The following is a 24894-nucleotide window of genomic DNA, read 5'->3' on the forward strand; positions in this document are numbered from 1 at the left end:
TTTTCTCTATTTGTCATAATATCACCTAAACTTTTGTTTATTATTTTAGTCATATGTTTATGATATCATATTTTTTTAGTTTTTTCAAGTAAAATATTAAGAAAACATCAATATATTCTAAGGTTTTTTTAAGGTTTATAAGTTATTATATAAATAACACTGTAAATGGTAAAATAAAAAAGAACAAAAAGAGTTGGAGGTTGATATTATGAGAGGTTATGCATATCCTGGATATCATACATTTGGAAGTTTTTTTGGATTAGGTTATGGATGGTATGGGTTGTTGGAATTAATTATACTGGGTATACTAATATTTGCAGTATTTTATTTTTTATTTAAAAATAACACTAGAAAATATCAAGATTATTATATTCCCAAAAAACAAACGGGAGAAAAAAACGAAGCTCTGAAAATTTTAAATGAAAAATTTGTAAAAGGCGAGATTGACGAGGAAGAATATTTAAGAAAAAGGAAATTAATAGAAGATTAAAAAACAACTAATAAATAGCTTTATTCTAAAGTAAAAATAAATTTTAAATGTTATACTTTTTTAAATTAGTTAATCCTATTGCTAATATAAATACATATAATGTTTCTATATTATAAAATAAATAATATTTCTAACAAATTACTTCTTTTTTCTAAAAAATATTGACGTCTTTAAATGATTGTGATATAATATTCATGTACAAAAAATGATAAAATAAAATAGCAAAAAGTTTATAAGGAGGGGTTTTATGAGAAGAAAAGTTTTAAGTTTTATATTTATCTTTTTTTTATTTTTGTCTCTATTTTCAAATATTCCAACCTTTACCCCACTTTTAAACAAACCATTGGATATATCAACATTGCCATATGAAACTCTTTCCTCTACGGAAATAAACTCTATTATGATGATGCGAGAAGAAGAAAAACTGGCGAGAGATGTATACTTGACATTATATGATGCATGGAATATACAAATATTCTACAACATCGCAACACGCGCCGAACAAATCCATATGGATTCTGTTAAAAATCTTATTGATAAGTATAAATTAGATGATCCTGTAAAAGATGATACTATAGGAATTTTTACCGATGAGAGAATGCAAAAATTATATTATGATTTAGTTACACTAGGGATGAAATCAGAAATTGATGCTTTGAAAGTGGGAGCAACTATTGAAGATCTTGATATTTATGATTTAGATAATTCTTTAAAGGAAACAGATAATCAAGATATAAAATTAGTATATGAAAATTTAATTAAAGGATCAGAAAATCATATGAGAGCTTTTATAAACACACTTAAACAATACGAAGCTTCTTATGAACCACAATTTATAACTATGGAAGAATTCCAAAGAATATTAAATTCTACAAATACTATGCAACAAAATAACAGCCAACAGTATAAAGGTGGAAAGAAATAGCAAAAAGCCATTCGGGGCTTTTTGTTTTATGTTATAATAACATAAATATCTTATGCCAAAATAATAACAAACTGTGGAGGGAATTATGAAAAAATCTATTATATATATTTTATTAGCTGCTGTTTTAATGGGAAGTACCTTTCCAATACAAAAAATCGGGCTTGCAAATACAAACCCTTTAATTTATGTTACGTTAAGATTTTTAATAGCAACCATTATTTCTTTTTTTATTTTTAAAAGAGGAAAATTTTTTTATTCCTTCATCTTAGGATTAGTTTTATCTATTGGTTACATATCCCAAATAATTGGCATAAAATATACAACAGCAACAAAAGCAGGATTCATTACATCTCAATATATAATACTTATTCCATTGTTTTCTTATTTAATAGATAAAGAAAAAATTAATAAATATCAGGGATTGGGATTTTTATTTTCTATTATAGGTTCATATCTTTTATCTGGAGGAATAACTGGGTTTAATTTTGGTGATTTTCTAATGATTATATGCGCTATAAGTTTTGCTTTACATATTGTTTTAATAACAAGATTTAGTAAAAAAATAAATGAAGATAAATTATTGACGTATCAATTTTTAACAGTAACTATAATTACATTCATAATATCAATATTATTTAGAGTAGAGTATAATGTGAATTTAATTTCTTTTCTAACCATAATTTATTCTGCTATAATAGGTAGTGTCATTGTAATATTTTTACAGCTGAAATACCAAAAAAATATAGGCAGTAATTCAACTGCCTTGTTATTTTTAATTCAACCAGTTTTTTCAGCTTTTTTATCTTTCATTATATTACATGAACAGCTTTCGCTTAACCAGATAATAGGAGCTATTATATTATTATTAAGCATTATTATTTCTTCATTACTCAAATAAAAAATTGTTTTCTATTAATTTATTTAAAAAGTTTTCTTTCGACAACAATTCAACTACATAACCATTTTCGACTTCTTTTTGGCTTTTTATGCCTATGACATTTTTTAGCTTTTCAATTTTCCACATTTCAGCATAATTAAAATATATTTTTTTAGATTTTATCACATTATAATCTAACATCTTTTTTTCTAATTCAATTAAAAATTCATGGATGCTATTTTTATCTTTAGCACTTACTAATAAAGCATTTGGATACAATGTCTTTATGTGTTGAATTCTTTCAAAATTTAAAAGATCTATCTTATTAAATACTATAATTCTGTGGATTTTTTCTATCAATATATCATCTATTATATGTTCAACAACTTTCATCTTTTCTTCAAAATTTTCTTCACTTATATCTATTAATTCTAAAATAATATCTGCATAGTTTATTTCATCTAATGTGGATTTAAATGATTCTATTAATTCAACAGGTAATTTTCTAATAAACCCAACTGTATCTGAAAAAATGGCTGGTAATCCGGAGGGGAATTGAACCTTTCTAGATAAAGTTGAAAGAGTAGAAAATAATTTTTTCGATGTAAAAATCGCTTTATCTTCTGATAATGCTTTTAATAATGTTGATTTACCCGCACTTGTATAACCCAATATAGATATTTGTGGAATATATGACTCATTTCTTTTTTTATTCTTGATTTCCCTAACATTTTCCAGTTCTTTTAACTGTTTTTTTAAATAATTTATTCTATCTCTTATATTCCTTCTTTTATATTCCAAAAATGTTTCACCAGAACCTCTAGTGCCAGTTCCTGTCCCTCTAGCGCCACCACCAATTCGCGACATTTCTTTACCCAACCCCATTATTTTTGGTAATTCATATTTCAAAGTAGCTAATTCCACTTGTAATTTACTTTCAGCAGTTTTAGCATTTCTTTTAAAGATTTCCAGAATTACTTCATTTCTATCTAATATCTCAACATCAATTATACGCTCCTGAATATTTTTCCTTTGAGAAACTGAAATGGGATCATTAAATATTAAAATTTCAGCTTTAAATGCAGAAATTATTTCTGCCAATTCATTTATTTTTCCTTTTCCTATATAAGTTTTTTTATCTATATTCTTTCTTTTTTGTATAACCTCTGTTACTATATTTATACCAATGTTTTCACATAAAATTTCAAGTTCTTCAATTTGTTTATCAAAATCCAAATCTCCTCTATTAACAGCTACAATAATACCCTGAATTACTTCATTTTTATTTTCTATCATTAAATCATCTCCATATTTGAAATATATAACAGATATTTCTATTAAAAATATTATATCATAAAAATTAAACATAAGAAATTGTTGTATATTTAAATATACAATTAGATCAGTAATTAAATTAAAAAAAGGATTGGCAAACTGCCAATCCTTTTTGCATTAGTATACTGCTATATAACCATCAGCCCTTTTTTCTGTTCCAGCAACATAGACATCTTTTTCTTTGATTATTATTTGTCCACGTCCAAAAGGTCCGGGATTCAATAATACATTTATGTTATGGCCATGTCTTTCTAATTTTTCGGCTATATGTGATGGAAAATCCTTTTCTACTAATATTTTTTTACCTTCTATCCATTGCCATCTAGGTGCATCTAAAGCAGCTTGTGGATTTAAGTTTTTATCTATCATATTTAAAACAACCTGCAAATGCCCTTGAGGTTGCATAAATCCTCCCATTACTCCAAAAGGTCCAATAGGCATAGCTCCCTTTGTAATAAAGCCTGGAATAATTGTATGATATGGTTTTTTTCTAGGTTCTAAAAAGTTTATATGCTTTTCATCTAAGGAAAAACTATGTCCTCTATTTTGTAGAGCTATACCAGTTTCAGGAACTACTATTCCTGATCCAAAACCCATATAATTACTTTGAATAAAGGATACCATATTCCCCCACTTATCTGCCGTAGCTAAATATACGGTATTAGACATTGGTATTTCCCCTGGTTTTGGATCTATTGCGATACTTGAAATTAAATTACTTCTTTGTTTAGCATATTTTTCTGATAACATTTCTTCTATTTTAATATTCATTTTAGATATATCTGTAATATATTCCTTTCCATCAATAAACGCTAATTTTAAAGCTTCAATTGAATTATGATAAAATTCATATTCGTTTGAATAATTTAAATTTTTGAATATGTTTAAAGCCATTAAAGTTATTATTCCCTGAACGTTAGGAGGTAATTCCCAAATATCATATCCATTATAATTTGTTTTTATAGGTTCTACTAAATTATTTTTAAAATCTTCAAAATCCTCATAATCAAAATATCCATTATATTTCTTTGAAAATTTAACAATCTTATCTGTGAGGCTTCCATAATAAAATTCTTTTGAGTTTGAATTAGCTATTAGTTCAAAGGTTTTCGCATGAAAGGGGAGTTTAACTATTTGACCTGGTTTTGGAGCATCATAACCAAAAGTTTCAAACCAATATTTAAAAATCTCTCCTTTTAATTTTTGTTTATAAATTTTATTGGCTCTATTCCAATAAAAAGAGACTGTTGGTGAAACAGGATAACCTTCATTGGCATATTTAATAGCAGGTTCAAATAATATATTAAATTCCAATTTACCAAAATTCTTCCATATTAAATTCCACCCAGCAGGTGTTCCTGGAACTGTAACAGCTTCCCAACTATGCGGTTTTATCTCATTAATTCCTCTTTTATGTAATTCTTTTATTGATAACTTTTTAGGAGAATAACCACTTGAATTCATTCCATATAATTTTCCATTATACCAAATTATAGCAAAATTATCTGAACCTATACCATTAGAAGTCGGTTCTACTACAGTTAGAGCAGCTGCTGTAGCAATAGCAGCATCTATAGCATTTCCACCTTTTTTTAATATGTCTAATCCTGCTTGTGCAGCTAACGGCTCACTTGTTGCAACAACACCATTTTTTGCAAATAGACATGTTCTTTTTGAAGAGTAAGGATATTCCAGATAATCAAAATTCATATAAATCCCCCTATCTATCTATTTAATGCATTAAAAATATAATATATTCCTATTATAATTAATATTACAAATAAAATTCTTTGAATCCATTTTGATCCCTTTTTTATTGAAAAAGAACTTCCTAAATAACCCCCTGAAATGCTACCAAGTGCTAAAACTAATCCTGCTAAATAATTTACTTGTTTATTATATGCAAATATAGCAAAAGCAAAAAGCGTATAAATTAATACTAAAAAAACTTTTACAGCATTAGTTTTTACAAGGTCATATCCTTCTAATAATACTAGAGCTGACATTAGGAAAAAACCTACACCAGCTTGAATAAAACCTCCATATATACCTATTAAAAAGAAAACAACAAAACTTAAAATATTATTTTTCTTAACTTTTCTTTCTTTGGTCCAAATATCTGGTTTCCAAACCAAAAATATACTCATAATGATTAAAATAATCCCAACAATACTTTTTAATAGCGCTTTATCTATGTTAACAACTATATTGGCACCTACGATTGCCCCTAGCGTAGAAGGAATTGCCAAAAAAGCAGCTCTTTTTAAATCTAATACATCATTTTTCCTAAATTTTGTTGTTGCAGTAATATTTTGAAAAATAATACCTATTCTATTTGTTCCATTAGCAATATTAATAGGTAATCCTAAAAGATTTAAAACAGGTAATGTAATTAATGATCCTCCGCCAGCAATAACGTTTAAAAAACCGCTAAACAACCCCGCAAAAAAGACCAAAATATATAACATAATATCCCTCCTAAAATTCGTTAAGCTAATTACTCTAATTATATATAAAAAATAGAATTTTGTCAATTAAGGAAAATAATTTTAAGGATTTTTTAAGGTTTATATGTTATGATATTTTTGAAAAGTATAAAAATCAAACTAAAATGTGGAGGTGGTTAAGTATGAAAAAAAGAACTATTATATTTTTGAGTTTATTTTTTATTTTAACTTTTATATTTGTAGGCTGTGTTTCAAACTTAAATGATGAACAATCATTAGAAAAAGCAACTGTAAGTGTTCTTTTAACAGATCGACCTGTTAGTGATGTTGATGGATTATTAGTATTTATAAAAGATGTGTATTTTACCTATGAAATTAACGGTGAATTCGAAAATTCAACTCCTGTTGAAATAAATAAAGAGTATGATATTTTAACATTGGCAGGAACAGAAACGCATTTGTTTGACTTTGAATTACCTGTAAACGCTCAATTAGAAAGTATTCACATGAATGTAAGTAATATTGCAACAGTTGTTATAGGTGGAAATGAATATTCAGTTTCAGTAAATGGTAGTGGTGAAAGCGATTTGGAAAATTATAGTAAAATTACAATACCTAATGTGGGCATTACAATTTCTGATGATGGTGAATTAGTTATTGATTTTGATGTTGTAAGATCTTTAAAACAGGTTGGAAATCCTTTAGATAATTCTTATAAACTCACTCCCGTTTTGAAACCAACATTTAGAAGAAGACACGCCACAGATATTTTCTTAATCAAAGGAAATATTGTAGATTCAACGAATAATAATAGTCCAGTTGCTGGTGCTGTAGTTACTTTATCTTCTACATCAATTACAGGAGATTCTACAATTTTAAGAGTAACATTAAGTAATGACGAAGGTAATTTCTGTTTAGGTAAATTTGAAAATGGAGAATATGATATTAAAGTTTACACTAATTTAGAATTTGCAGGTGATAATTCAGAAATAAATTTTGATAATGAAATTTCTGATTATGCAACAACAATACAAGTAAACAGTGATAATATAGATTTAAATATAAAATTAGGTCAATAATTAAATATAAAAAGGATCGGCGGATTGCCGATCCTTTTTAATTTAATTATATATCTTTTGTTTTTGAGAGGATTGCCTGAGTCATACAATAATCTGTTGTTAAAAAGAAAGGTTTATAAGCAATGACATATATAACTTTAGCAGCTAAATATATATAATTTATTCAATATAATGTTTTTTAATGTATGGAGAATTCATCATAAAAAGCAGACCTCCATATGATAAATTAAATTTAACTGGATCATTTAAATTTAATCTGTTTTCTGAATTTGTAATATCAAGGACTATGTAATCATCGTTAATATCTATTATTTTTACTTTTTTATCTAAAGGAACTAAATATTCTTTTTTTAATTCTGGTATATTAATAACACATATACCTATTTTCTTAGTTACACCTTTAAATGTTTTATTTTTTATTTCAACAAACTCAGTTACAAATTCACATGTATCCTGATGAAGATAATCAAAAGGCATATCATTAAGTCCTATTCCAAGGGCTATAGATGCACCACATCTTAATTGATTGATCTCTTTTGGAATATTTATTTTTTCAAATAAAGATAATGTTCCAGAACTCCCTCCTGATATTTCTTTAATTTCAATATTGAAATCCTTTTCTAATTTATATTTTATATTTATCAGGGTATTAAATTTATCTTCAGTGGGTATTACACCACCAAAGCAAGAAAAATTTGTACCTAATCCTCTAAGATTAATATTTTTCATTTTCAATATTTCTTTTACATAAAAATATAATTCATCATAATTTTCAAAATAAACACCTTCTCTTAAATCACCAATATCTATCATCAATATGATATCATATACTTTATTATAATTATTTGCATATTCATTGATTTCTTTTATAGTCTCTAATTCCGAAACTAATGAAATATTTGTATATTTCACAACATTCTCAATTTCACTTTTCATCGGAATTCTTATTAACATTTTTTCTACAGAGAAAGTATTAAATTTTTTTAAATTTAATAGTCTAGAATCTGCTAAAATATCAATTCCACAATTTATTATATTTTCAATTATTTTAAAATCACCGGCAAAAACCTTGGTTACCGCTGCAACCTTAATGTTTTTTTCTTTACATTTTTCAATAACCCTTATTGTATTTTCTCTAATTTTTTTCAAATAAACCGAAAGGTATGGAATAGCAATTCCTCCTAAATAATATCATACAAAATTTTTATTAATAGAATTAGCAATACACCTAACATAATTGGCTTTATAATTTTACTTCCTTTTTTTAATGCTAAACCAGAGCCAATCCAATTACCAGCTATTCCAAAAAGAGCTGCAGGTAATCCAATAGAAAATATAACCTTTCCTCCAATTATAAAAGTAATTAACGCACTAATATTTGAAGCCAAATTAACAATTTTAGCTGTTCCTGAAGCTTTTACGTGGTCAAAAGATAATAACGTCACATATAAAATAATTAAAAATGTCCCTGTTCCTGGTCCAAAAAAACCATCATACATACCAATAATAAAACCAATAAAACTTGATAAAAATATTGTTTTTGTATGTGTTAGATTTTTAATTTTATTATCTTTTTTGATCGGTTTTTTTATTAATATAAAAGTGGCAGCAACAGGAATTAGAATTGTCAAAACTATTTTTAAAGTATTATCGGAAATAACGAGCGCAAGTTTAGCTCCTAAAAAAGAACCTAAAAAAGAAAAAATAACAGAAAAAATACCCACTTCAAAAATTATAGCTTTTCCATTTGCATACCTTAATGTACTAATTGTTGTTCCAATTGATGATGATAATTTATTAGTAGCTAATGCATTATGACTAGGAAGTCCGATAAACAAGTATGCTGGTAAAGAAATCAATCCTCCACCACCTGCAATAGAATCAACAAACCCTGCTAAAAAAATTAAAGGAAATAATATTATTTTGTTTATTAAAGTTATATCCACACCATCACTCCTTAAAAAATTGTTAGCATATAGAACTATTATATCATAAAATTTAGGCTAAGCAAATATGCCTAGCCTAAATAAAGTAGTTGTTTGCAATAATATATTATTATTATTTTTAATAATAATAAAATTCTCTCTTATATTTTTCTGCTAAATAAGTACCATATATAAACCCGCCTATATGCGCCCACCAAGCTACGCCTGAACCATAATATGGACCTACTAAAGATAATAATCCATTAAAGACTTGGGTTAAAAACCATAAACCAATGAAAATAAATGCTGGAATGTTTACAAAAAATGGAAACCATAATAATAAAAATAAAGTTTGAATCTTTGCAAAGGGAAATAAAACAAAGTATATACCAATAACGCCCGCTATTGCTCCAGATGCACCTATAGCTACTACAGGAGAATTTATATTAAAAATATAATGAGTAAATGATGCGATATAACCACTGATAATATATACTAATAAAAATTTAAAATGCCCCAATTTATCTTCCACATTATCTCCAAATAGCCATAATGACCACATATTACCAATGATATGCATAAAACTTCCATGTAAAAACATACTCGTTAATATGGTAAAAAAGTTTAATATAATATATCTTAAATCCCCATATACTATTCCTTTTGTTAATTCGACTGGAGTAAATCCAAAGTTGTTTATAAACATTTCTCTTATTTCTGGGGGTAATATTATTTCAAATATAAAAATTATGGTATTAATAACAATTAAAATTATGGTAACTATAGGTTTCTTACTACTAGGATTAATATCTCGTAATGGAAACATAGTATCCTCCTTTACATGCAAAAAAACTATAAGCTTTATTGCTTGTGGTTTAATAACTTTTATTTCTTTTTAGCAATGCTACAGATTCTAAATGTTTTGTGTGAGGAAACATATCAACAAAAACGAATTTTTCAATATTATATATTTCTTTTAGATAAATCATATCTCTTGCAAAATTCGAAGGATTGCATGAAACATATATTACATTATTAAATTTATTTTCCATAATGAAATTAATAACATTTTTATGTAATCCCGCTCTTGGTGGATCCACGACTACCGTTTCAAAATCCATATTTAAATTTTTCACAACATCTTTCGCATCACCTAAATAAAAATCTACATTTCTCACATTATTTTCTTTAGCATTTTCTTTAGCTGCATTTACAGCTTCTTTGATTATTTCAACACCAACCACCTTTTCCAATTTTTTTGCCATTAATAAGGTTATTGTTCCAGCACCACAATAAAGATCTAACCCTATTCCTGCATCTTTGTCTAAATAATCTAAGACTTTGGAATACAATATTTCTGATCCTAAAGTATTAGTTTGTAAAAATGAAAAAGGCCCTATTTTAAAATTTATACCTAAAACATTTTCCACAAAATAATCTTTCCCATACAATTTTCTTACATTATCTGGTTTAACTACTGTAGCTTTTGAATCGGTAATAGTATGATAAATACTCACTATTTTCCCTTCAAGTTTTAAATTTCTAATCTCTTCACTCCATTTTCCAATAATCGAATGATGATCTTCTGAAGATGTTGATATGTTTAATAATATTTCATTTGTCTTAAATCCTTTTCTCATAACAAGATGTCTTAAATAACCCTTATGTTTTCTATAATTTCTAAATGGTAAATCTTTAAAAAACTTTTCAGAAAACTCAATTATTTTTCCAAAATCTTCAGGAGCTATTTTACAAGTTTTTGCAGAATATACATCATAAAATTTTCCTTTTCCTCTTAATCCTATTGTTAAAGGCCCATCTTTAAATTCGTTTCCAAAAGAATATTCCATTTTATTCCTATAATGATAAATTAATGGAGAAGATAATACTCCTTCGTAATTTTTTATTTCAATATTACTATCTTTTAAAATTTTGAGAATATCCTCAGTTTTTTGATTCAACTGTTTTTCATATTCAATATCCAGATAAGAGCATCCACCACATTTTCCAAAAACATCGCATAATTCCATTATTTACCTCCAAGTTCTTTTAGTTTTTCTAAAACATTTTCTGCATGATCTTTTACTTTTACTTTTTCCCATACATAAACTATTTTTCCTTCAGGATCTATTAAAACTGTAGTTCTTACAACACCATAATACTCTTTTCCAAACATTTTTTTCTTTTGCCATACTCCAACTCTTTCTAATAATTCCTTATTTTCATCTGATCCCAATTTAACTTTCAAATCATGCTTTAAAATAAATTTTTTATGTTTTTCAACATCATCTGGACTTATGCCAATAACTTCAGCATTTAATTTTTTAAATTCATCAATTAAACTAGAAAAATCTTTTGCTTCAGTAGTACATCCGGGCGTATTATCTTTTGGATAAAAATATAATACTATCCATTTTCCTTTTAAATCCTCATTTTTAATAATATTCCCATTTGTTTCAATAATTTCAAAATCAATAGGATCTCCAATATTATATTTGAAATATTTCATAATTTTACCTCCAATTATAATTTTTCTATTTTTATTTTTGGTAGTAATGAAAGAACATCTTTCTTTTTGCATAATTCTGTACCTGGAGTCAGAACAGCTGCATTTCCTGCAGCATTTGCTAATCTAAAAGCTTCTAATTTATCTTCTTCATATTTTAACACATATCCCGCTAGGAAAGAATCTCCAGCACCTACAGCACTTTTTACTTTTAATTCAACAGGATAAGAGTAATAAGCTTCATCCCAATTAACGTATACACTACCGTATTTTCCCATAGAAACAAGAATTTCATTTAACTTATATTTTTCTAAAGTTTCTTTAGCGTATTTTACTATTTCAAATTTATTTTTTTCATCAACTTCTTTATTCAATAATCTTGATAATTCATGTGTATTAGGTTTTATACAATATGGTTCAGCATCTAAACCGGACTTTAGATTTTCACCATCAGCATCAAAAAACACTGTAGCTCCCCATTGTTTTAGTGAAAAAATCAATCCTGTGTAGTAATTTGGATCAACTCCTTTTGGAAGACTTCCTGATATTACAATTGTATCCTTTTTTCTTATTAATGAATGAAGAATTTCAAAAACTTTCTGAAGCTTTTCTTTTTTTACTTTTTCTCCAGGCATACTCATTCTATATTGAGTTTTTTCTTCTAATATGATATTCATTCTTGTTTCATGTCCAATTCTTACAGAAGAATATATAACTCCTTCTTCATCTAACATTTCTTCTATTCTTCTTCCATTATGTCCTCCTAATAAGGATACTGCAACAGAAACACCACCTAATTCTTTAATAACTCTTGAAACATCAATTCCTTTTCCTGCTGGGTAATCTACTAATTTTTTCGCTCTAATTGTATCGTCTGGTTTTAACTCATCAATATAAATATATCTGTCAAGACATGGATTCATTGTTAAAGTGAAAATCATACTTTCCCCCCTATTATTAAAAATCATAATAATATTATACCATGTTTTCTATAAGTTAACACAAAAAAGGCGGTTGGAAACAACCGCCTTGGATATTGAATTTTATTAATATTAAGAAATTATATTATATTATATTATATTATATCATAAGAAGTAAGTAAGCAAACTACTTATTTAATTTTTTAATGTAATTATCGATACGATCAATATATCTGTTTAAAGTATTTTCAAGTTCTTCAAGTTGCTCTTTTTCATTTAAAATAGTTATTTTAAATTCTGAAAATAAGTTACGAATATCATTATAAATTAATTCGACAACATTGTAAAATTCTGATTCAAGATTATTTTTTATTAATTCTTCACCATTGTCGAATTTTTTTTCAATCTTTTTTATAATATTATTCTTTTTAAATGCCGCAAATATTGTTCCGGTCATTAAACCTATTGCAGTAAACACACCACCTGTTATATCTAAAATAGAAAGTTGTGTAGACATCATTAAAATTATTCCCAATGCAGACAACCCAGTTCCACTAAAAATAGTTGTATTTACTGATTTTAATTTTTCTTCTTTTATCAGCTCAATAAATTTTTTATTTTTGATATAGTCTTCAATTTTATTTATTGTGTCTTCTATTAATTTTTTTCTCTGTTCTCCAAATTCATAATATATATTTTTTAAATCAAGATTTTTTTCTATTTTTTTTAATTCATCTAAATTTTTATTTAGCATATTTTTTATATTTTCAAAGAATTTTCCAGATCGTTCTGATGATATTTTTTTAGTTGAATCCAAAAGTTCTTCAATAAAAATATTTTTTATTTCATCTTCTAAAGATCGTAAGTTTTCTTTTTTGGAAAATGATCTTTTTAATAATTTCCATAATGTTATTTCCTCTTCTAATTTCATTTTTGCTTTTTTAGAAATATTTCTATAATTATCAAGAATTATTTTTATCCACAACTCTATTTCATTTATAGAATTTTTTCTTGATATTTCTATAGTTTTCTCAATAATATTTAAAACTTCTTCTTGTTCTTCTATACTTTTTTTTCTTTTTAAAATATCATCTTTTATTTCAAAAATAATAGATTTAATATGTTGAGCTAAAGATTCTAATTTCCCAAATTCTTTCTTACTTCCTGTGACTTTTTCTATTATAAAATTTCTAATTTCCTCAAATCCAGAATCTTTTCTTCCTTCAAATTCCCAATCAGCTGAAGTTGAAAATACTGGCGATTCTTTTCCTTTGTCTTTTGAACGAATTTTGACATTTTCAAGATTGATTTTTAATTGCTCTTTTTTAGAAATGTCTTTCATTGTTAAAACAATAATTATATTTTTTTGATACTTTTTTGATATTTTCTCAAAAAACTTCCAAGCCGTTCCAGTTTCTATATTATTCGACGGGAAAACGAAAACAATCAAATCTGCATTTGGAATAAACGACTCTGTTATCTGTTCATGTTCTATCATCATACTATTTGTTCCTGGTGTATCAACAATTCTTATATTTTTTAATATTTCAAAAGGGCGCCCAATATATTTTATGTATTTATCTAATAATTCTTTTTCATATGGTTTTTCTGAATATTCAATGACATTTATTTTGTCTGTACAAGTTGCTGGTGAAACTTTTGCCAGTTCTTCACTTTTAAGCAATGCGTTAACAAAACTACTTTTCCCGGAATTTACTTCTCCTACTATCATAAATGTATAAGGCTCATTAATTCTATTTTTTATTTCTTCTAATATTTTATCCTTTTTCATTGGTTTCAATATTAATTTTAAATCATCTATTAAATTACATAATTCCTGTTTTCTTTCAATTACATTTTCATCAATAATATTCAAGTTATTACCTCCTTATGGTACCCTATGCCCTAATGCTGCTTCATAAATAATATACCATTGTTCCGGTGAAAGTTTTAATTCAAGTGATTTAACTGCATTTTCTAATCGTTCAATTTTCCCACTACCTGAAATTGGTATTATTCCAGCTGGATGGCTTAATAACCATGCATAGGCAATTGTGTCTAATGAATCAATACTAAAATCTTTTCCAATTTCTTTTAGTGCATAAAATATTTTACTGGCTTTTTCAGAATTAATTTTAAATAAATTCCCTCCAGCTAAAGGTGACCATGCCATTGGATTAATTCTTTTTTCCATTAAGAAATATATATTATCATTTTCAAAATGTTCAATATTATAAGGTGAAATTTCTATTTGATTTGTAATTAGCGGGACATTAACCCATGATTGCAATGTTTTGAATTGTTGAATAGTAAAATTAGAAACACCAAAATATAAAACTTTCCCAGAATTATATAATTCATCAAAAGCTTCTGATATTTCTTCTGGATTCATAAAAGGATCTGGTCTATGAATTAGTAACAAATCAATATGATCAGTATTTAAATTTTTCAATGAATTTTCCACAGATTCTATTATATGTATTTTACTGGTATTATAATGTTTAACTCTTCTTTGATACTTTTCATTTTTTACCATTATACCGCATTTAGTAATGAGTTGTATTTTATTCCTTAATGAAGAATTTGATTTTAGCACTTCTCCAAAAATCTTTTCACATGTATGATTGCCATATATATCAGCATGATCAAATGTTGTCACTCCAAAATCAATAGCTTTCAAAATAAAGTTTTCTAATTCTTTTTTTGAAAACCCCCATTCATTTAAACGCATCATCCCTTGAACAATTCTAGAAAGTTCTAATCCGCTTTTTGACATATTTATCTTCATCTTTCCACCTCGCATTAAATTTCTAATGTTGTACCTGCACCAAATTTTATTATCCGTCCCTTAAATTCAACATTCATAGCATTTATTGCTTCAATTCCTGTACAATGTGAAGGAAGTAAAAATTCAACACCTGTTTTTTTTATTTTATCTAATCGAACAAAGAGTTTCTCCTCATAGAGTTTATAAAAGTGAAACCCACCAATTACAGCATGTAACTTTTCACTAAATGACTCCTTAACATAATTTAATATATTTTCTATTTTCGGATGAGCACAACCCGCTATAACTACTAACCCTTTATCTGTCTTTATCACTAAAGAATGCTCAGCAATATCTCCTGTAAAAGTTCCAGTAGAATACAAATTATCATCTATTTTCATTTTATCCTTACATTCAACTATTTCAGTATTATTTTTTATTTTTTCCATTAGAGAATTAGGAAATCTATCTGGAATAAATGTTTTTTTAATTTCAAAATTTTCAAAAATATATTCTAATCCTCCAGTATGATCATTATGAAAATGACTTAAAAATAAATAATCAATGTTTTTAAAATTCATTCCAAGGTGTTTCATATTATGCTCTAAAATTCTATAATCATTGCCTGTGTCGAAAAGCATTTTTCTTCCATTTTCTTCTATTAATACAGAAAATCCCCAATCTCGTTTTAATAAAGGATGAACTTTAAAATTATCAACAATACCTGTTATTTTCACATTATCCCCTCCAAAAAATATTCAAAATAATTATAACATATATCATATAAAAAAGAAAACCTCAGTCTAAAGACTGAGGTTTGGAAAATATATTATTCAACAATATTTGATGGACTTAAATTCATATTAAATACATATTCTATAGATCTTCTAAGTAATAAAACAAACCATTCACTATCATTGTTAGGATTTTCCACATAATATTCAAGTGGAGTGGTTGAAGCTATAACTCTACCATTTCCATATCTATATTCAATATATGTTGAATATTGTTCATATGATGTTGATTCTTTAATAAATACTACAAGATTTTCTATATCACTATCTTCTAAATTATCAAATCCTCCATGACTTGCATAATTTCCATATAAAGAACGTTCATTTGGAAATTCATATAATAAAGGATGTGTTTTATTTACAATTTCATTGTAATTATCATAATAATCTCTCCAAGTCACACCACCTGGAAGTGTTCCGGTAAAATCTCCACCATTCCAACCATTATCACAAGCAACCCAGAACAATGTTCCACCATTATTAACAAAAGAGTCGAATTTTTCGGAATTTGCTTTATATATATCATAAAAACTTGTTGACTGATCTCCTTCGATGATAATTGCCCAAGTTGGATCAAATGAATCAATACTATTTATATCATTAGAATTTTTGATTTCATATTGATTTATACCCAAACCTTCTGTAAACCCTATATCAATTAAAATATTCGGAATTGCTTCTGGAGAACTCCAAGGTGCTAAATCTCTAAAAATAACAACATGTTCAGCAGCTTTCCTTAATATTAAATCTGGAGCATTAGTAGTTTTTGTATTTTCAATAATTATAGGAGCAGCATCTGACGAATAATTAGAATTCTCAGATGGATCACGAGCATATACAACATAATTACCAATAGGAATAAAATTGAAATAATAGTTACCTTCTTCATTAGAAAAAGTAAGCATTCCTGGTAATGGTTCTCCTTCTGGAGTTCTAATTTCTAATAAAATTCCACTATGAATACTCTTATCAATAAATTTCACATTACCTTCAAGCATTCCATAATCTCCTAATGGATAAAGAATTAAAGATGAATCAAGAGTAATCTCAGATTCTTCTTTTACTTCAATGAATTGTTTAGTCGGAAAATATCCTTCATGTTCTGCTTTGATAATGTAATTTCCTGCAGGTATATTTTCTATTTTAAAATTACCATTAGAATTAGTAATACTTTCTCCGATTTCAGATATAGTATTAATAGGGCTAAATCCTTCACCAGAACTTTCTAAGCCCTCTATAGAAACTTTTATATTCTCATGATTTTCGCTATTACTTAACTCCGCAACTCCGCCAATATTACTATTTCCCAATAAAGGATCTATTTTTTGACACGATGAAATTAAAAATATCGAAAATAATAAAAGGATAATTGTATAAAAAATTTTTTTCATATTCTCCCCCCTTAAAATCTAAAACCTAAATTTGCAAAAATGCCATAAATGCCAAAAGTTTGTTGAAAAGATAAATCAAATACAGTATTTATTCCACCTGAAATTACTAATGGACCTAAATATAATGCAATACCGGCTTTTGTCAAATACATCGTATAAGAATATAACGAAAATTTGTTATCATAAAACTGAATAATAGGACTTATTCCTCCATAAACTTTTAAATATTTTAATGGGATTTGCAACAATATAAATGTTGTCGGTTGTAAATAAGTTATTTCTCCAGTTTCAATTATATCTGCAGGAGAAAATACACCTAATTCTAAACCAATTATACTTTTATCGGCAAATGTAACTTTCAGTCCATAAAAAGTTCTTTCATAACCAGATAATTCCATAAAATATGTACCTGATACTTCAAAACCAAATGATACAATACTAAGAATAATAATAGATATTAATATAAATACTAATCTCTTCATGCTCCCCCTCCTTTTTTAATAACATATTATAATTTTATCATCATTATATGAACATAAGGTTTCTAATTTTATTTAAATCTTTTTTGTAATTTAATATTATTTTTATATTAAATTTTAATTCACGAAAATGTAATTAACCACTATTGACAAAATGTCACTATTGATATATAATAATTATTGGAGGTTAGATTATGAAAAAAAATTGCCCAAGGTTTAAAGGTGCTGATTTATTAAGTGGCTATTTATTACTTTTCTTAAAACAACAGCCCACTCATGGTTACCTTTTATCAACAAAACTCAAAAATTTAGGATTTGAAATAACGGATCCCGCAATAATCTATAGGCATTTAAAAAAAATGGAAAATTTTGGATTGATATATTCAAAAATACATCCTGGAAAAGATGGTCCACCAAAAAAAGTTTTTTATATTACTGATGACGGTAAAAACTATTTAAAAGAAATTATAAGAAATATAGAAAATAGAATAATTGTATTGAAACAATTTTTAAACGAATATGAAAGGAGTGAAAACAATGAAGATAGCAATTCCGTTAATTGAAAATTTAGGAGAAGATTCAAGAATTAGCGAACATTTTGGACATGCACCATATTTTGGATTTATAAATTTAAAAGAAGATAAAAATTACGATTTAAATATTATCAAAAATCCTTTAATGGAACATAGTCCAGGTGAAGTTCCAGCTTATCTTCATGAGAATGGTGTTAATTTGTTAATAGCAAAAGGCATTGGTGGAAGAGCTATAACTTTTTTTGAACAATTAGGAATACAAGTTATACGTGGAGCTAATGGCAAGGTTAAAGAAATTATGGAAGCATTAAAGGAAAATATGTTAAAAGATAGAGAGTATAAAGTGAAAGAACATTTTCATGAACATGTCAATCATGATTGTAAGAATCATTAAAAAATGTTTATTCATAAATACTTGAAGATTTTTATTAGATTTTTTTAATAAAAATTATTGATTTGCTATTTTCAATTAAAACTAATAAAAATCCCCTTATTTAACAAAGGGGATTTTTTTATATATAGCTTTTATATAATTTTAAAATTTGAACTCAGACAGAGCATTATTTAGAAGATCTACACTTGTTTGCAAATCTTCAGCAATTTCAGCTAAATTATCTGCCATATTCTGTATTTCTCCACTTGATTCTCTCATATTACTAATATTTTCAAAATATTTATTTAAAGATTCATTCACATTGGTAAATGCTTCTGCGATTGTTTGAGATGATGCATTTTGCTCCTCAGCTGAAGCAGCTAATGTTTGTGCTCTTTCAGAAAGAATTGACGTTTGGGTTAAAATTTTATTCAATTCTGTATTTAAAGAAGAAGAGTTTTCTGTAACTTTTTCCATTGTATCTTTTACAGTGTATATTTGTGTTGTAGATTTATCAACATTCGTTTTTATAGAACCTAATATGCTGGAAATTTCATCTGTAGCATTACGAGTTTCTTCAGCCAACTTTCTTATTTCATCAGCAACTACTGCAAAACCCTTTCCGGCTTCTCCAGCTCTAGCAGCTTCTATTGCCGCATTTAACGCAAGCAAATTTGTTTGTTCAGCAATGTTTGAAACTTGTGCAATAACTTCAGTTATTTTACTAGCATAATTTTCTAATTCTTTTATTTCATCAATTGTTTTTAAAGTTTCATTAACCGCATTTTTTATCGATATATCCAATGATTGCATAACATCTTTTCCATCATTTGTTGCTTGTTCTAAAATACTAGCTACATTGGCAAGTTCTATTGCCGCATTGGCAACCTCGTCGGTAGAACGGGAAATTTCTTTTATTGAATCTCTAGTTCTATCTGTTTCACTTTCCATAACTTTTGCTTCTTCTGCCATCATATCAAAAGCTGCTTTAAATTCTTCAATAATTGCATTTGATTCTTGAGCACTTCCAGAAACATTATCTGAAGAAATTTTTATACTTTCCATACTTCTTTTTATAAAATCAAATGTTGGCCTCAATTTTTCCCCAACAAGATAATACATTTTTTTTGCAATAATACCAATTTCATCATTTGATGTAATATTAGCAGAAACTGTTAAGTCACCTTCAGCTATTTTTTCAAGATCTTTTAAAGGAGATAAAGATTTTTTAAGAATATAAATAGCATAAATCCCTGTTAATAATGATATTAAAAATAACACTAGTTGAAGGTTTTTCATAAATGAAACCTTTTTTTCTGATTCAAGCTGAAACAAAGTAACCCCTTTATTCATTTCAACTAATAATGGTATATTATTTGATAAAAGATAGTCTAAAGATTCTTTATTGTCTGATTTTATAAATTCATCCATATGAAATTTAAAAGTTACCCAAAAATCTTTAACTTTTTCAAGTTGTTGTTTTACATTTTCTGATGCCGGTGGAACATCTACTAATTTTTCCCACGCAAGATCAAAAGGGGCTTTTCCTCCATCTTTTAATGCATTTAATGTTGTATCAAAAACTTTAATTGTGTTTAACAAGCTTTCTTTAGTTTTATCATCCTTAAAAAGATAATACGTTAAAGCCTCTTTTGTCATTCTTTGAGTTAACATCCTTTGTCTCCCAGCCAAGTTTATTACGAGTCCATCTGTTTTTTGAAGATTAGTAATATATAGAGTTGAAAAATAAGTAAACAATGATATTAAGACAAATAATGCTATAGGTATTCCTAATTTAATATAAAGACTCTGTTTTTTCATACCAATACCCCCTCAATCTTCTATGTGATAAACACATGCATGCTATATACATTATAATATAAAATTTATAAAAATCAACATTTTGTTAATAATAAAATTTAAATTTATAAATTTCTATTACATAATTTTTTAAGTTTACAATCTTCACAAATCGGTTTTTTCTTGCAAAATTTTTTTGAATGTTCTACGATTAATCCATGAAAATTTTTATATATTATTAAATCTTGTGGGATATTTTTTTCAAAATATTTTTTATATTCGTCATAAGTATTTTTTATGTTTAACCCTATTCTTGAAAATATTCTTTTTGTATATGCATCTATTACAAAACTCAATTTATCAAAAGCATATAATAAAATAGAATCTGCAGTTTCTTTTCCTATACCTTTAATTTCTAATAATTCACTCCTTAATTCATTTTTACTTTTCACATTAACTTTTTCAAATGAAAATTTGTATTCTTTAAACCATTTTAAAAGGTTTTTTAAATACTGAACTTTTACTTTATAAAAACCAGAGGGTCTAATTAAAATTTCAAGTCTTTCATCTGGAATAATATATAATTTTTCTGGGTTCATCAAATTAGCTGATTTTATATTATCCAAAGATTTTTTAACATTGTTCCAATTGGTATTTTGGGTTAATAATGCTCCAATCATTATCTCAAATTTAGTATCTCCAGGCCACCAACCTTCTGGTATATCATATAATTTTAGTAATTTATTATATATTTCCATTAAATCAATAGACATTGTTTGGCGGAATCTCTCCTTTCAATGCTGTAATAATATTTTCAGCAACCATTTCAGCCATTTTATCTCTAGTTTCAAATGTTGCACTTCCAGTATGTGGTGTTAATACAACATTATCAAGTTCTATTAATTCTTGTGGTATTTTTGGTTCTTCTTCATATACATCTAGACCGGCACCTGCAATTTTTCTCTCTTTTAAATATTTTATTAAAACCTTTTCATTAATAACAGGACCTCTCGCTGTATTTATAATAATTGTATTTGGTTTCATTAGACTAAATTCTTCTTCATCTAATAAATGATAAGTTTCTTCAGTAAGTGGTGTATGCAAGGATATATAATCAGATTCTTTTATTAAAGTTTTAAGATCAGCATATTCAATACCTAAATTCTTTTCTTCATTTTCAGAAAGTCTGTTTCTTTTATAGTATAACACTTTCATTTCAAATCCTTTTGCTCTCTTTGCCATTTCTTTTCCTATTCTACCCATTCCGATAATACCTAATGTTTTACCCTTAATATCATAACCCAAAAATAATTTTGGTCTCCAACCTACAAAATTACCTTCTCTAACAAATTTATCGCTTTCCACAATTTTTCTTGCAACAGCAAATAATAAGGCCCAGGCTAAATCTGCTGTAGCATCACTTAAAACTCCAGGTGTATTAGTTACAAATATTCCCGCTTTTTTAGCTGCCTCAACATCAATATTATTATATCCTACAGCATAATTAGAAATTATTTTTAATTTTCCTTTTCCCGCTTCAATAATTTCTTTATTAATATTATCACTTAATAATGTAATTAAAGCATCATAATTTTTTGCTAACTCAATTATCTCTTCATGACTTAAAGTTCTATCTTCTTTGTTAATCCAGAGTTCAAAACCTGCTTCAGTCAATTTTTTTTCTGCTATTTCAGGTATTTCATAAGTAAATGCAACCTTTGCCATAATTCCACCTCCATAACAAAATCTATTTTATATTATAACAAAAAAACCGGCCTTATTAAAGCCGGTTGAAATTTGGTGCCGAGAGTGGGACTTGAACCCACACGAGGTTTCACCCTCAGTGGATTTTGAGTCCACCGCGTCTGCCAATTCCGCCATCTCGGCAAAACCAAATTTATTATACCATTAAATATTCTTTTAGTCAAGGGCAAATAAAAAAATTAAATAATTTTAAAAAACAAAGTAATTTAATATTATAATTTCTTTTATTATTCTATAAAGATTTTTACTACATCTCCGCTTTCAGTATTAACATCTACAATATTCTCTCCTTCAAATTCATCAAAATTGATATTTTCTAGTGCTTCAACTATTTGATCTACTTGTTCTTTACTTATGTTTGCTCCTTGTTGAGCTAATCCTAAAGGTATTAATGCTTTTGCCATTTTTATTAATCCTAATGGAATTTTCACGTTAACTTTATCACCATCTCCTGAATTAACCTTAATAACTAATTTTCTTTTTGTATTGATTTTTTCTTTTTTTGTTTCAAAAAATGCTTCTATTAATTCTGCTGCTTCTTCAACTTCAATTTTATTTTCTTTAACCATAAACAAAATTCTTACCAATTCTTCTTTCATCCTTTTTACCCCCTTAATGATTTTAATTTTTCAACAGCTTCTTTAGGTTTTAATAAACCTTTTTCAAGATCATCTAGTATTTTCTTTTTTTCTGAAGATATTATTTCTTCTTCGGTTTTATTTTGTATTTCATCATTAGATGAATATCCCAAATCTTGCAATAATTTATTGAATTTATTTAATACTGTCGGATAAGAGACTTTTAAAATTTCAGATACTTTAGAAAGATTACCACGATTTAACAAATAAAGCCTTAAAAATTCAACGTTTTCATTACTTAAAGATGCAAATTCATTCATTTCAAAATTACCTTCTAATTTAGAATTACAATTTGAACATCTTAAAACTTCTATATTCATTTTTCCATAACACACCGGACAAATAGTTGGTGCTTTATACATTTTATCCATCTCCTTAAGCAACATAAATTTTTATTTTGGTTTTGCCTCCATCTGTTTCAACATCTACAAAATCTCCATAAAAATCAAAAAGATAATCTACAGATTCAATAATAGCATTTACTGCTTCATCTATATCAAAATCAATATATTTATTTTCTTTTTTTAATTTTGATATAATCGCTTTTTTTAATAGTGGTTTAAAACTATATAATAGAGGTTTCATAGATAACAAAATTCCTAATGGAAAAACGAGATTGACTTTTGTTTCATCAGTAATAACTTTAATAACAAATTTTGTTCCAACTGGATATTTTATTTTCTCTGAAATTATATTTGCGGCGGTTTCAGAATCATTCTCATCAATTATTTTTTTTATTGAAGTTCTTAAAAAAGTTTTCTGTATAGTCTTTCTTTTAAATGCTTTATAATAAGTATATAATATATATAAACCCAAACCAATAAAAAAAGATGCCCAAAAAATCTTAGCTCCCCAAAAAAATAAAATAATACCATATAAAATCATTAATATCGCCCCAACCATATCATCACCTCCATAATAATATTATAAATTATTTTTTATATTTTGTCAAGTGTTATTTTATAATTTTATAATTTATTCTTTTTAATTTTTATATCTTTTCTTAATAATAGGAAAAAATCAAATTATAATATATATTGTTTTTTGTCTTTTTATATGATATAATACCTATTGACTAAAATTACGGAGGTAAAATATGAGAAAATTTTGTGTATTTCTTTTTTTATTGCTTATGATTAATATTTTTTCTTTAAATGTTGTAACTTCAATAAAACCCTTAGAACTTATTGTTAAAGAAATTTCACCAAATGCTAGTATAACTAATATTTTTGATTCTTTTAACGATTTAAAAACCTCAAATACTGCACTTAACGATTATAAAAATATAGATTTAGTTATAATGATCAATAATGAATTAAAATTAGAAAAAAATCTCAATTCTGTTATCCTATCTGAAGGAGTTTTATATTATCCCTTTTTAGATAATCCCTATTTATGGACAGACCCACTGTATTCGGTAGTTATAGCATATAAAATAGAAAAAAAATTAGAAATTATTGATCCTGAAAATTCTTTATATTATAGAGACAATTTGTTGAATTTTACTCAGAAATTAATTAACTTGTCTGAAGAATTCTCAAAATCCATTAAAGATAAGAATATAAAAATAATTGATATGAATAATTTGCTCACTCATTTTTATGAACGATACAATATTAATTATAAATTATACAGTGATGATATTTTAGTTACTAATAAAGAAATACTAGTTTCAGAAAGACAATATAATAATATTACTTTTTCGGGTTTAAAAAATAAAAAAATCAACGTAGATATTTTGGCGAGTAATTATAACAACATTTTAGATTTTTATAAATCTATTATTGATAATTTGATTCAATGATTTATGGACAGTCAATTGACTGTCCATTTTTAATCGGAGGTATATTT

At 26.3% G+C, this 24894-nt stretch carries 27 protein-coding genes and 1 tRNA gene; 7 read left to right on the forward strand and 21 right to left on the reverse strand.

The window, feature by feature from the left end:
- Positions 1-208 precede the first annotated feature (208 nt).
- From BUA62_RS05305 to BUA62_RS05315, 3 genes are all read left to right on the forward strand, one after another.
- Positions 209-490 carry an SHOCT domain-containing protein gene (locus tag BUA62_RS05305; protein WP_072864209.1) on the forward strand — a complete coding sequence of 94 codons (282 nt, stop codon included), beginning with the start codon at positions 209-211 and terminating at the stop codon, positions 488-490.
- A 247-nt stretch (positions 491-737) separates the two neighbouring features.
- Positions 738-1415: a DUF2202 domain-containing protein gene (locus BUA62_RS05310; RefSeq protein ID WP_072864211.1), complete on the forward strand. Its 678-nt coding sequence runs from the start codon at positions 738-740 to the stop codon at positions 1413-1415.
- 85 nt (positions 1416-1500) lie between these two features.
- On the forward strand, positions 1501-2313 hold the full coding sequence (locus BUA62_RS05315; protein WP_072864213.1) for a DMT family transporter: 813 nt from the start codon (positions 1501-1503) through the stop codon (positions 2311-2313).
- Here the strand turns inward: BUA62_RS05315 and hflX are convergent.
- The 3 genes from hflX to BUA62_RS05330 all read right to left on the reverse strand — a co-directional run bounded on the left by hflX (position 2302) and on the right by BUA62_RS05330 (position 6095).
- Positions 2302-3588 (reverse strand): GTPase HflX, encoded by a 1287-nt coding sequence (gene hflX / locus BUA62_RS05320; protein WP_072864216.1) that lies wholly within the window; start codon positions 3586-3588, stop codon positions 2302-2304. The genes BUA62_RS05315 and hflX overlap by 12 nt on opposite strands.
- Before the next feature lie 156 nt (positions 3589-3744).
- Entirely contained in the window at positions 3745-5337 is a 1593-nt protein-coding gene (locus tag BUA62_RS05325) for a gamma-glutamyltransferase family protein (protein WP_072864218.1), read from the reverse strand.
- A 14-nt stretch (positions 5338-5351) separates the two neighbouring features.
- Positions 5352-6095 (reverse strand): sulfite exporter TauE/SafE family protein, encoded by a 744-nt coding sequence (locus tag BUA62_RS05330; RefSeq protein WP_072864221.1) that lies wholly within the window; start codon positions 6093-6095, stop codon positions 5352-5354.
- Between the two features lie 161 nt (positions 6096-6256).
- Between BUA62_RS05330 and BUA62_RS05335 the strand changes: the two genes are divergently transcribed.
- Entirely contained in the window at positions 6257-7153 is an 897-nt protein-coding gene (locus tag BUA62_RS05335) for a DUF4382 domain-containing protein (RefSeq protein ID WP_072864223.1), read from the forward strand.
- Positions 7154-7312: 159 nt separating this feature from the next.
- On the opposite strand, the gene BUA62_RS05340 is transcribed toward BUA62_RS05335, so the two are convergent.
- The 11 genes from BUA62_RS05340 to BUA62_RS05390 form a co-directional block, all read right to left on the reverse strand.
- Positions 7313-8302, reverse strand: coding sequence for an alanine racemase (locus BUA62_RS05340; protein WP_159429497.1), 990 nt, complete (start codon positions 8300-8302; stop codon positions 7313-7315).
- Between the two features lie 32 nt (positions 8303-8334).
- A complete protein-coding gene (locus BUA62_RS05345) occupies positions 8335-9099 on the reverse strand; it encodes a TSUP family transporter (protein ID WP_072864228.1) in 765 nt (254 codons plus the stop codon).
- Positions 9100-9217: 118 nt separating this feature from the next.
- A complete protein-coding gene (locus tag BUA62_RS05350; RefSeq protein WP_072864231.1) occupies positions 9218-9904 on the reverse strand; it encodes a rhomboid family intramembrane serine protease in 687 nt (228 codons plus the stop codon).
- Between the two features lie 49 nt (positions 9905-9953).
- The gene (gene rlmD / locus BUA62_RS05355; RefSeq protein WP_072864233.1) at positions 9954-11108 is read right to left on the reverse strand and encodes a 23S rRNA (uracil(1939)-C(5))-methyltransferase RlmD; all 1155 of its coding nucleotides are present in this window, start codon (positions 11106-11108) and stop codon (positions 9954-9956) included.
- Positions 11108-11587, reverse strand: coding sequence for a peroxiredoxin (locus BUA62_RS05360; protein ID WP_072864307.1), 480 nt, complete (start codon positions 11585-11587; stop codon positions 11108-11110). The genes rlmD and BUA62_RS05360 overlap by 1 nt, the downstream gene beginning before the upstream one ends.
- 14 nt (positions 11588-11601) lie before the next feature.
- Positions 11602-12525 carry a 1-phosphofructokinase family hexose kinase gene (locus BUA62_RS05365; protein ID WP_072864236.1) on the reverse strand — a complete coding sequence of 308 codons (924 nt, stop codon included), beginning with the start codon at positions 12523-12525 and terminating at the stop codon, positions 11602-11604.
- A 166-nt stretch (positions 12526-12691) separates the two neighbouring features.
- Entirely contained in the window at positions 12692-14380 is a 1689-nt protein-coding gene (locus tag BUA62_RS05370; protein ID WP_072864238.1) for a dynamin family protein, read from the reverse strand.
- A gap of 12 nt (positions 14381-14392) precedes the next feature.
- Complete coding sequence (locus BUA62_RS05375; protein WP_072864240.1) at positions 14393-15292, reverse strand: aldo/keto reductase; 900 nt, start codon at positions 15290-15292, stop codon at positions 14393-14395.
- A gap of 14 nt (positions 15293-15306) precedes the next feature.
- Complete coding sequence (locus tag BUA62_RS05380; protein WP_072864242.1) at positions 15307-16008, reverse strand: MBL fold metallo-hydrolase; 702 nt, start codon at positions 16006-16008, stop codon at positions 15307-15309.
- A gap of 92 nt (positions 16009-16100) precedes the next feature.
- The gene (locus tag BUA62_RS05385) at positions 16101-17456 is read right to left on the reverse strand and encodes a hypothetical protein (protein ID WP_072864244.1); all 1356 of its coding nucleotides are present in this window, start codon (positions 17454-17456) and stop codon (positions 16101-16103) included.
- An 11-nt stretch (positions 17457-17467) separates the two neighbouring features.
- Complete coding sequence (locus BUA62_RS05390) at positions 17468-17938, reverse strand: hypothetical protein (RefSeq protein WP_072864246.1); 471 nt, start codon at positions 17936-17938, stop codon at positions 17468-17470.
- A gap of 191 nt (positions 17939-18129) precedes the next feature.
- Here BUA62_RS05390 and BUA62_RS05395 point away from each other — a divergent pair, with 191 nt between their 5' ends.
- On the forward strand, positions 18130-18498 hold the full coding sequence (locus BUA62_RS05395; RefSeq protein WP_072864248.1) for a PadR family transcriptional regulator: 369 nt from the start codon (positions 18130-18132) through the stop codon (positions 18496-18498).
- Positions 18473-18862 (forward strand): NifB/NifX family molybdenum-iron cluster-binding protein, encoded by a 390-nt coding sequence (locus BUA62_RS05400; RefSeq protein WP_072864251.1) that lies wholly within the window; start codon positions 18473-18475, stop codon positions 18860-18862. Before BUA62_RS05395 ends, BUA62_RS05400 begins: the two co-directional genes overlap by 26 nt.
- A gap of 141 nt (positions 18863-19003) precedes the next feature.
- On the opposite strand, the gene BUA62_RS05405 is transcribed toward BUA62_RS05400, so the two are convergent.
- The 7 genes from BUA62_RS05405 to BUA62_RS05435 all read right to left on the reverse strand — a co-directional run bounded on the left by BUA62_RS05405 (position 19004) and on the right by BUA62_RS05435 (position 23946).
- Positions 19004-20662 carry a methyl-accepting chemotaxis protein gene (locus BUA62_RS05405; RefSeq protein ID WP_072864254.1) on the reverse strand — a complete coding sequence of 553 codons (1659 nt, stop codon included), beginning with the start codon at positions 20660-20662 and terminating at the stop codon, positions 19004-19006.
- A gap of 104 nt (positions 20663-20766) precedes the next feature.
- Positions 20767-21414, reverse strand: a complete 648-nt coding sequence (locus BUA62_RS05410) for an endonuclease III domain-containing protein (protein WP_072864256.1) — start codon at positions 21412-21414, stop codon at positions 20767-20769.
- Complete coding sequence (locus BUA62_RS05415; protein ID WP_072864258.1) at positions 21404-22366, reverse strand: 2-hydroxyacid dehydrogenase; 963 nt, start codon at positions 22364-22366, stop codon at positions 21404-21406. Before BUA62_RS05415 ends, BUA62_RS05410 begins: the two co-directional genes overlap by 11 nt.
- A gap of 73 nt (positions 22367-22439) precedes the next feature.
- Positions 22440-22528, reverse strand: a tRNA-Leu gene (locus BUA62_RS05420).
- A gap of 104 nt (positions 22529-22632) precedes the next feature.
- A complete protein-coding gene (locus BUA62_RS05425) occupies positions 22633-23004 on the reverse strand; it encodes a hypothetical protein (protein WP_072864260.1) in 372 nt (123 codons plus the stop codon).
- A 5-nt stretch (positions 23005-23009) separates the two neighbouring features.
- Complete coding sequence (locus BUA62_RS05430; protein ID WP_159429498.1) at positions 23010-23405, reverse strand: DUF2089 domain-containing protein; 396 nt, start codon at positions 23403-23405, stop codon at positions 23010-23012.
- A 13-nt stretch (positions 23406-23418) separates the two neighbouring features.
- Positions 23419-23946: a hypothetical protein gene (locus tag BUA62_RS05435; protein WP_072864266.1), complete on the reverse strand. Its 528-nt coding sequence runs from the start codon at positions 23944-23946 to the stop codon at positions 23419-23421.
- 193 nt (positions 23947-24139) lie between these two features.
- On the opposite strand from BUA62_RS05435, the gene BUA62_RS05440 reads away from it, so the two are divergent.
- A complete protein-coding gene (locus tag BUA62_RS05440; RefSeq protein WP_072864269.1) occupies positions 24140-24847 on the forward strand; it encodes a metal ABC transporter solute-binding protein, Zn/Mn family in 708 nt (235 codons plus the stop codon).
- Positions 24848-24894 lie beyond the last annotated feature (47 nt).

Origin of the sequence: Marinitoga hydrogenitolerans DSM 16785 (assembly GCF_900129175.1) — a bacterium.
Taxonomy (GTDB): domain Bacteria; phylum Thermotogota; class Thermotogae; order Petrotogales; family Petrotogaceae; genus Marinitoga; species Marinitoga hydrogenitolerans.

What these genes read in the sequence shown, in the direction of transcription:
- BUA62_RS05305 (WP_072864209.1), top strand. Translation starts at nt 209, where the DNA reads ATGAGAGGTTATGCATATCCTGGATATCATACATTTGGAAGTTTTTTT.
- BUA62_RS05310 (WP_072864211.1), top strand. Translation starts at nt 738, where the DNA reads ATGAGAAGAAAAGTTTTAAGTTTTATATTTATCTTTTTTTTATTTTTG.
- BUA62_RS05315 (WP_072864213.1), top strand. Translation starts at nt 1,501, where the DNA reads ATGAAAAAATCTATTATATATATTTTATTAGCTGCTGTTTTAATGGGA.
- hflX (WP_072864216.1), bottom strand. Translation starts at nt 3,588, where the DNA reads ATGATAGAAAATAAAAATGAAGTAATTCAGGGTATTATTGTAGCTGTT.
- BUA62_RS05325 (WP_072864218.1), bottom strand. Translation starts at nt 5,337, where the DNA reads ATGAATTTTGATTATCTGGAATATCCTTACTCTTCAAAAAGAACATGT.
- BUA62_RS05330 (WP_072864221.1), bottom strand. Translation starts at nt 6,095, where the DNA reads ATGTTATATATTTTGGTCTTTTTTGCGGGGTTGTTTAGCGGTTTTTTA.
- BUA62_RS05335 (WP_072864223.1), top strand. Translation starts at nt 6,257, where the DNA reads ATGAAAAAAAGAACTATTATATTTTTGAGTTTATTTTTTATTTTAACT.
- BUA62_RS05350 (WP_072864231.1), bottom strand. Translation starts at nt 9,904, where the DNA reads ATGTTTCCATTACGAGATATTAATCCTAGTAGTAAGAAACCTATAGTT.
- rlmD (WP_072864233.1), bottom strand. Translation starts at nt 11,108, where the DNA reads ATGGAATTATGCGATGTTTTTGGAAAATGTGGTGGATGCTCTTATCTG.
- BUA62_RS05360 (WP_072864307.1), bottom strand. Translation starts at nt 11,587, where the DNA reads ATGAAATATTTCAAATATAATATTGGAGATCCTATTGATTTTGAAATT.
- BUA62_RS05365 (WP_072864236.1), bottom strand. Translation starts at nt 12,525, where the DNA reads ATGATTTTCACTTTAACAATGAATCCATGTCTTGACAGATATATTTAT.
- BUA62_RS05375 (WP_072864240.1), bottom strand. Translation starts at nt 15,292, where the DNA reads ATGAAGATAAATATGTCAAAAAGCGGATTAGAACTTTCTAGAATTGTT.
- BUA62_RS05385 (WP_072864244.1), bottom strand. Translation starts at nt 17,456, where the DNA reads ATGAAAAAAATTTTTTATACAATTATCCTTTTATTATTTTCGATATTT.
- BUA62_RS05390 (WP_072864246.1), bottom strand. Translation starts at nt 17,938, where the DNA reads ATGAAGAGATTAGTATTTATATTAATATCTATTATTATTCTTAGTATT.
- BUA62_RS05395 (WP_072864248.1), top strand. Translation starts at nt 18,130, where the DNA reads ATGAAAAAAAATTGCCCAAGGTTTAAAGGTGCTGATTTATTAAGTGGC.
- BUA62_RS05400 (WP_072864251.1), top strand. Translation starts at nt 18,473, where the DNA reads ATGAAGATAGCAATTCCGTTAATTGAAAATTTAGGAGAAGATTCAAGA.
- BUA62_RS05405 (WP_072864254.1), bottom strand. Translation starts at nt 20,662, where the DNA reads ATGAAAAAACAGAGTCTTTATATTAAATTAGGAATACCTATAGCATTA.
- BUA62_RS05410 (WP_072864256.1), bottom strand. Translation starts at nt 21,414, where the DNA reads ATGTCTATTGATTTAATGGAAATATATAATAAATTACTAAAATTATAT.
- BUA62_RS05415 (WP_072864258.1), bottom strand. Translation starts at nt 22,366, where the DNA reads ATGGCAAAGGTTGCATTTACTTATGAAATACCTGAAATAGCAGAAAAA.
- BUA62_RS05425 (WP_072864260.1), bottom strand. Translation starts at nt 23,004, where the DNA reads ATGAAAGAAGAATTGGTAAGAATTTTGTTTATGGTTAAAGAAAATAAA.
- BUA62_RS05430 (WP_159429498.1), bottom strand. Translation starts at nt 23,405, where the DNA reads ATGTATAAAGCACCAACTATTTGTCCGGTGTGTTATGGAAAAATGAAT.
- BUA62_RS05435 (WP_072864266.1), bottom strand. Translation starts at nt 23,946, where the DNA reads ATGGTTGGGGCGATATTAATGATTTTATATGGTATTATTTTATTTTTT.
- BUA62_RS05440 (WP_072864269.1), top strand. Translation starts at nt 24,140, where the DNA reads ATGAGAAAATTTTGTGTATTTCTTTTTTTATTGCTTATGATTAATATT.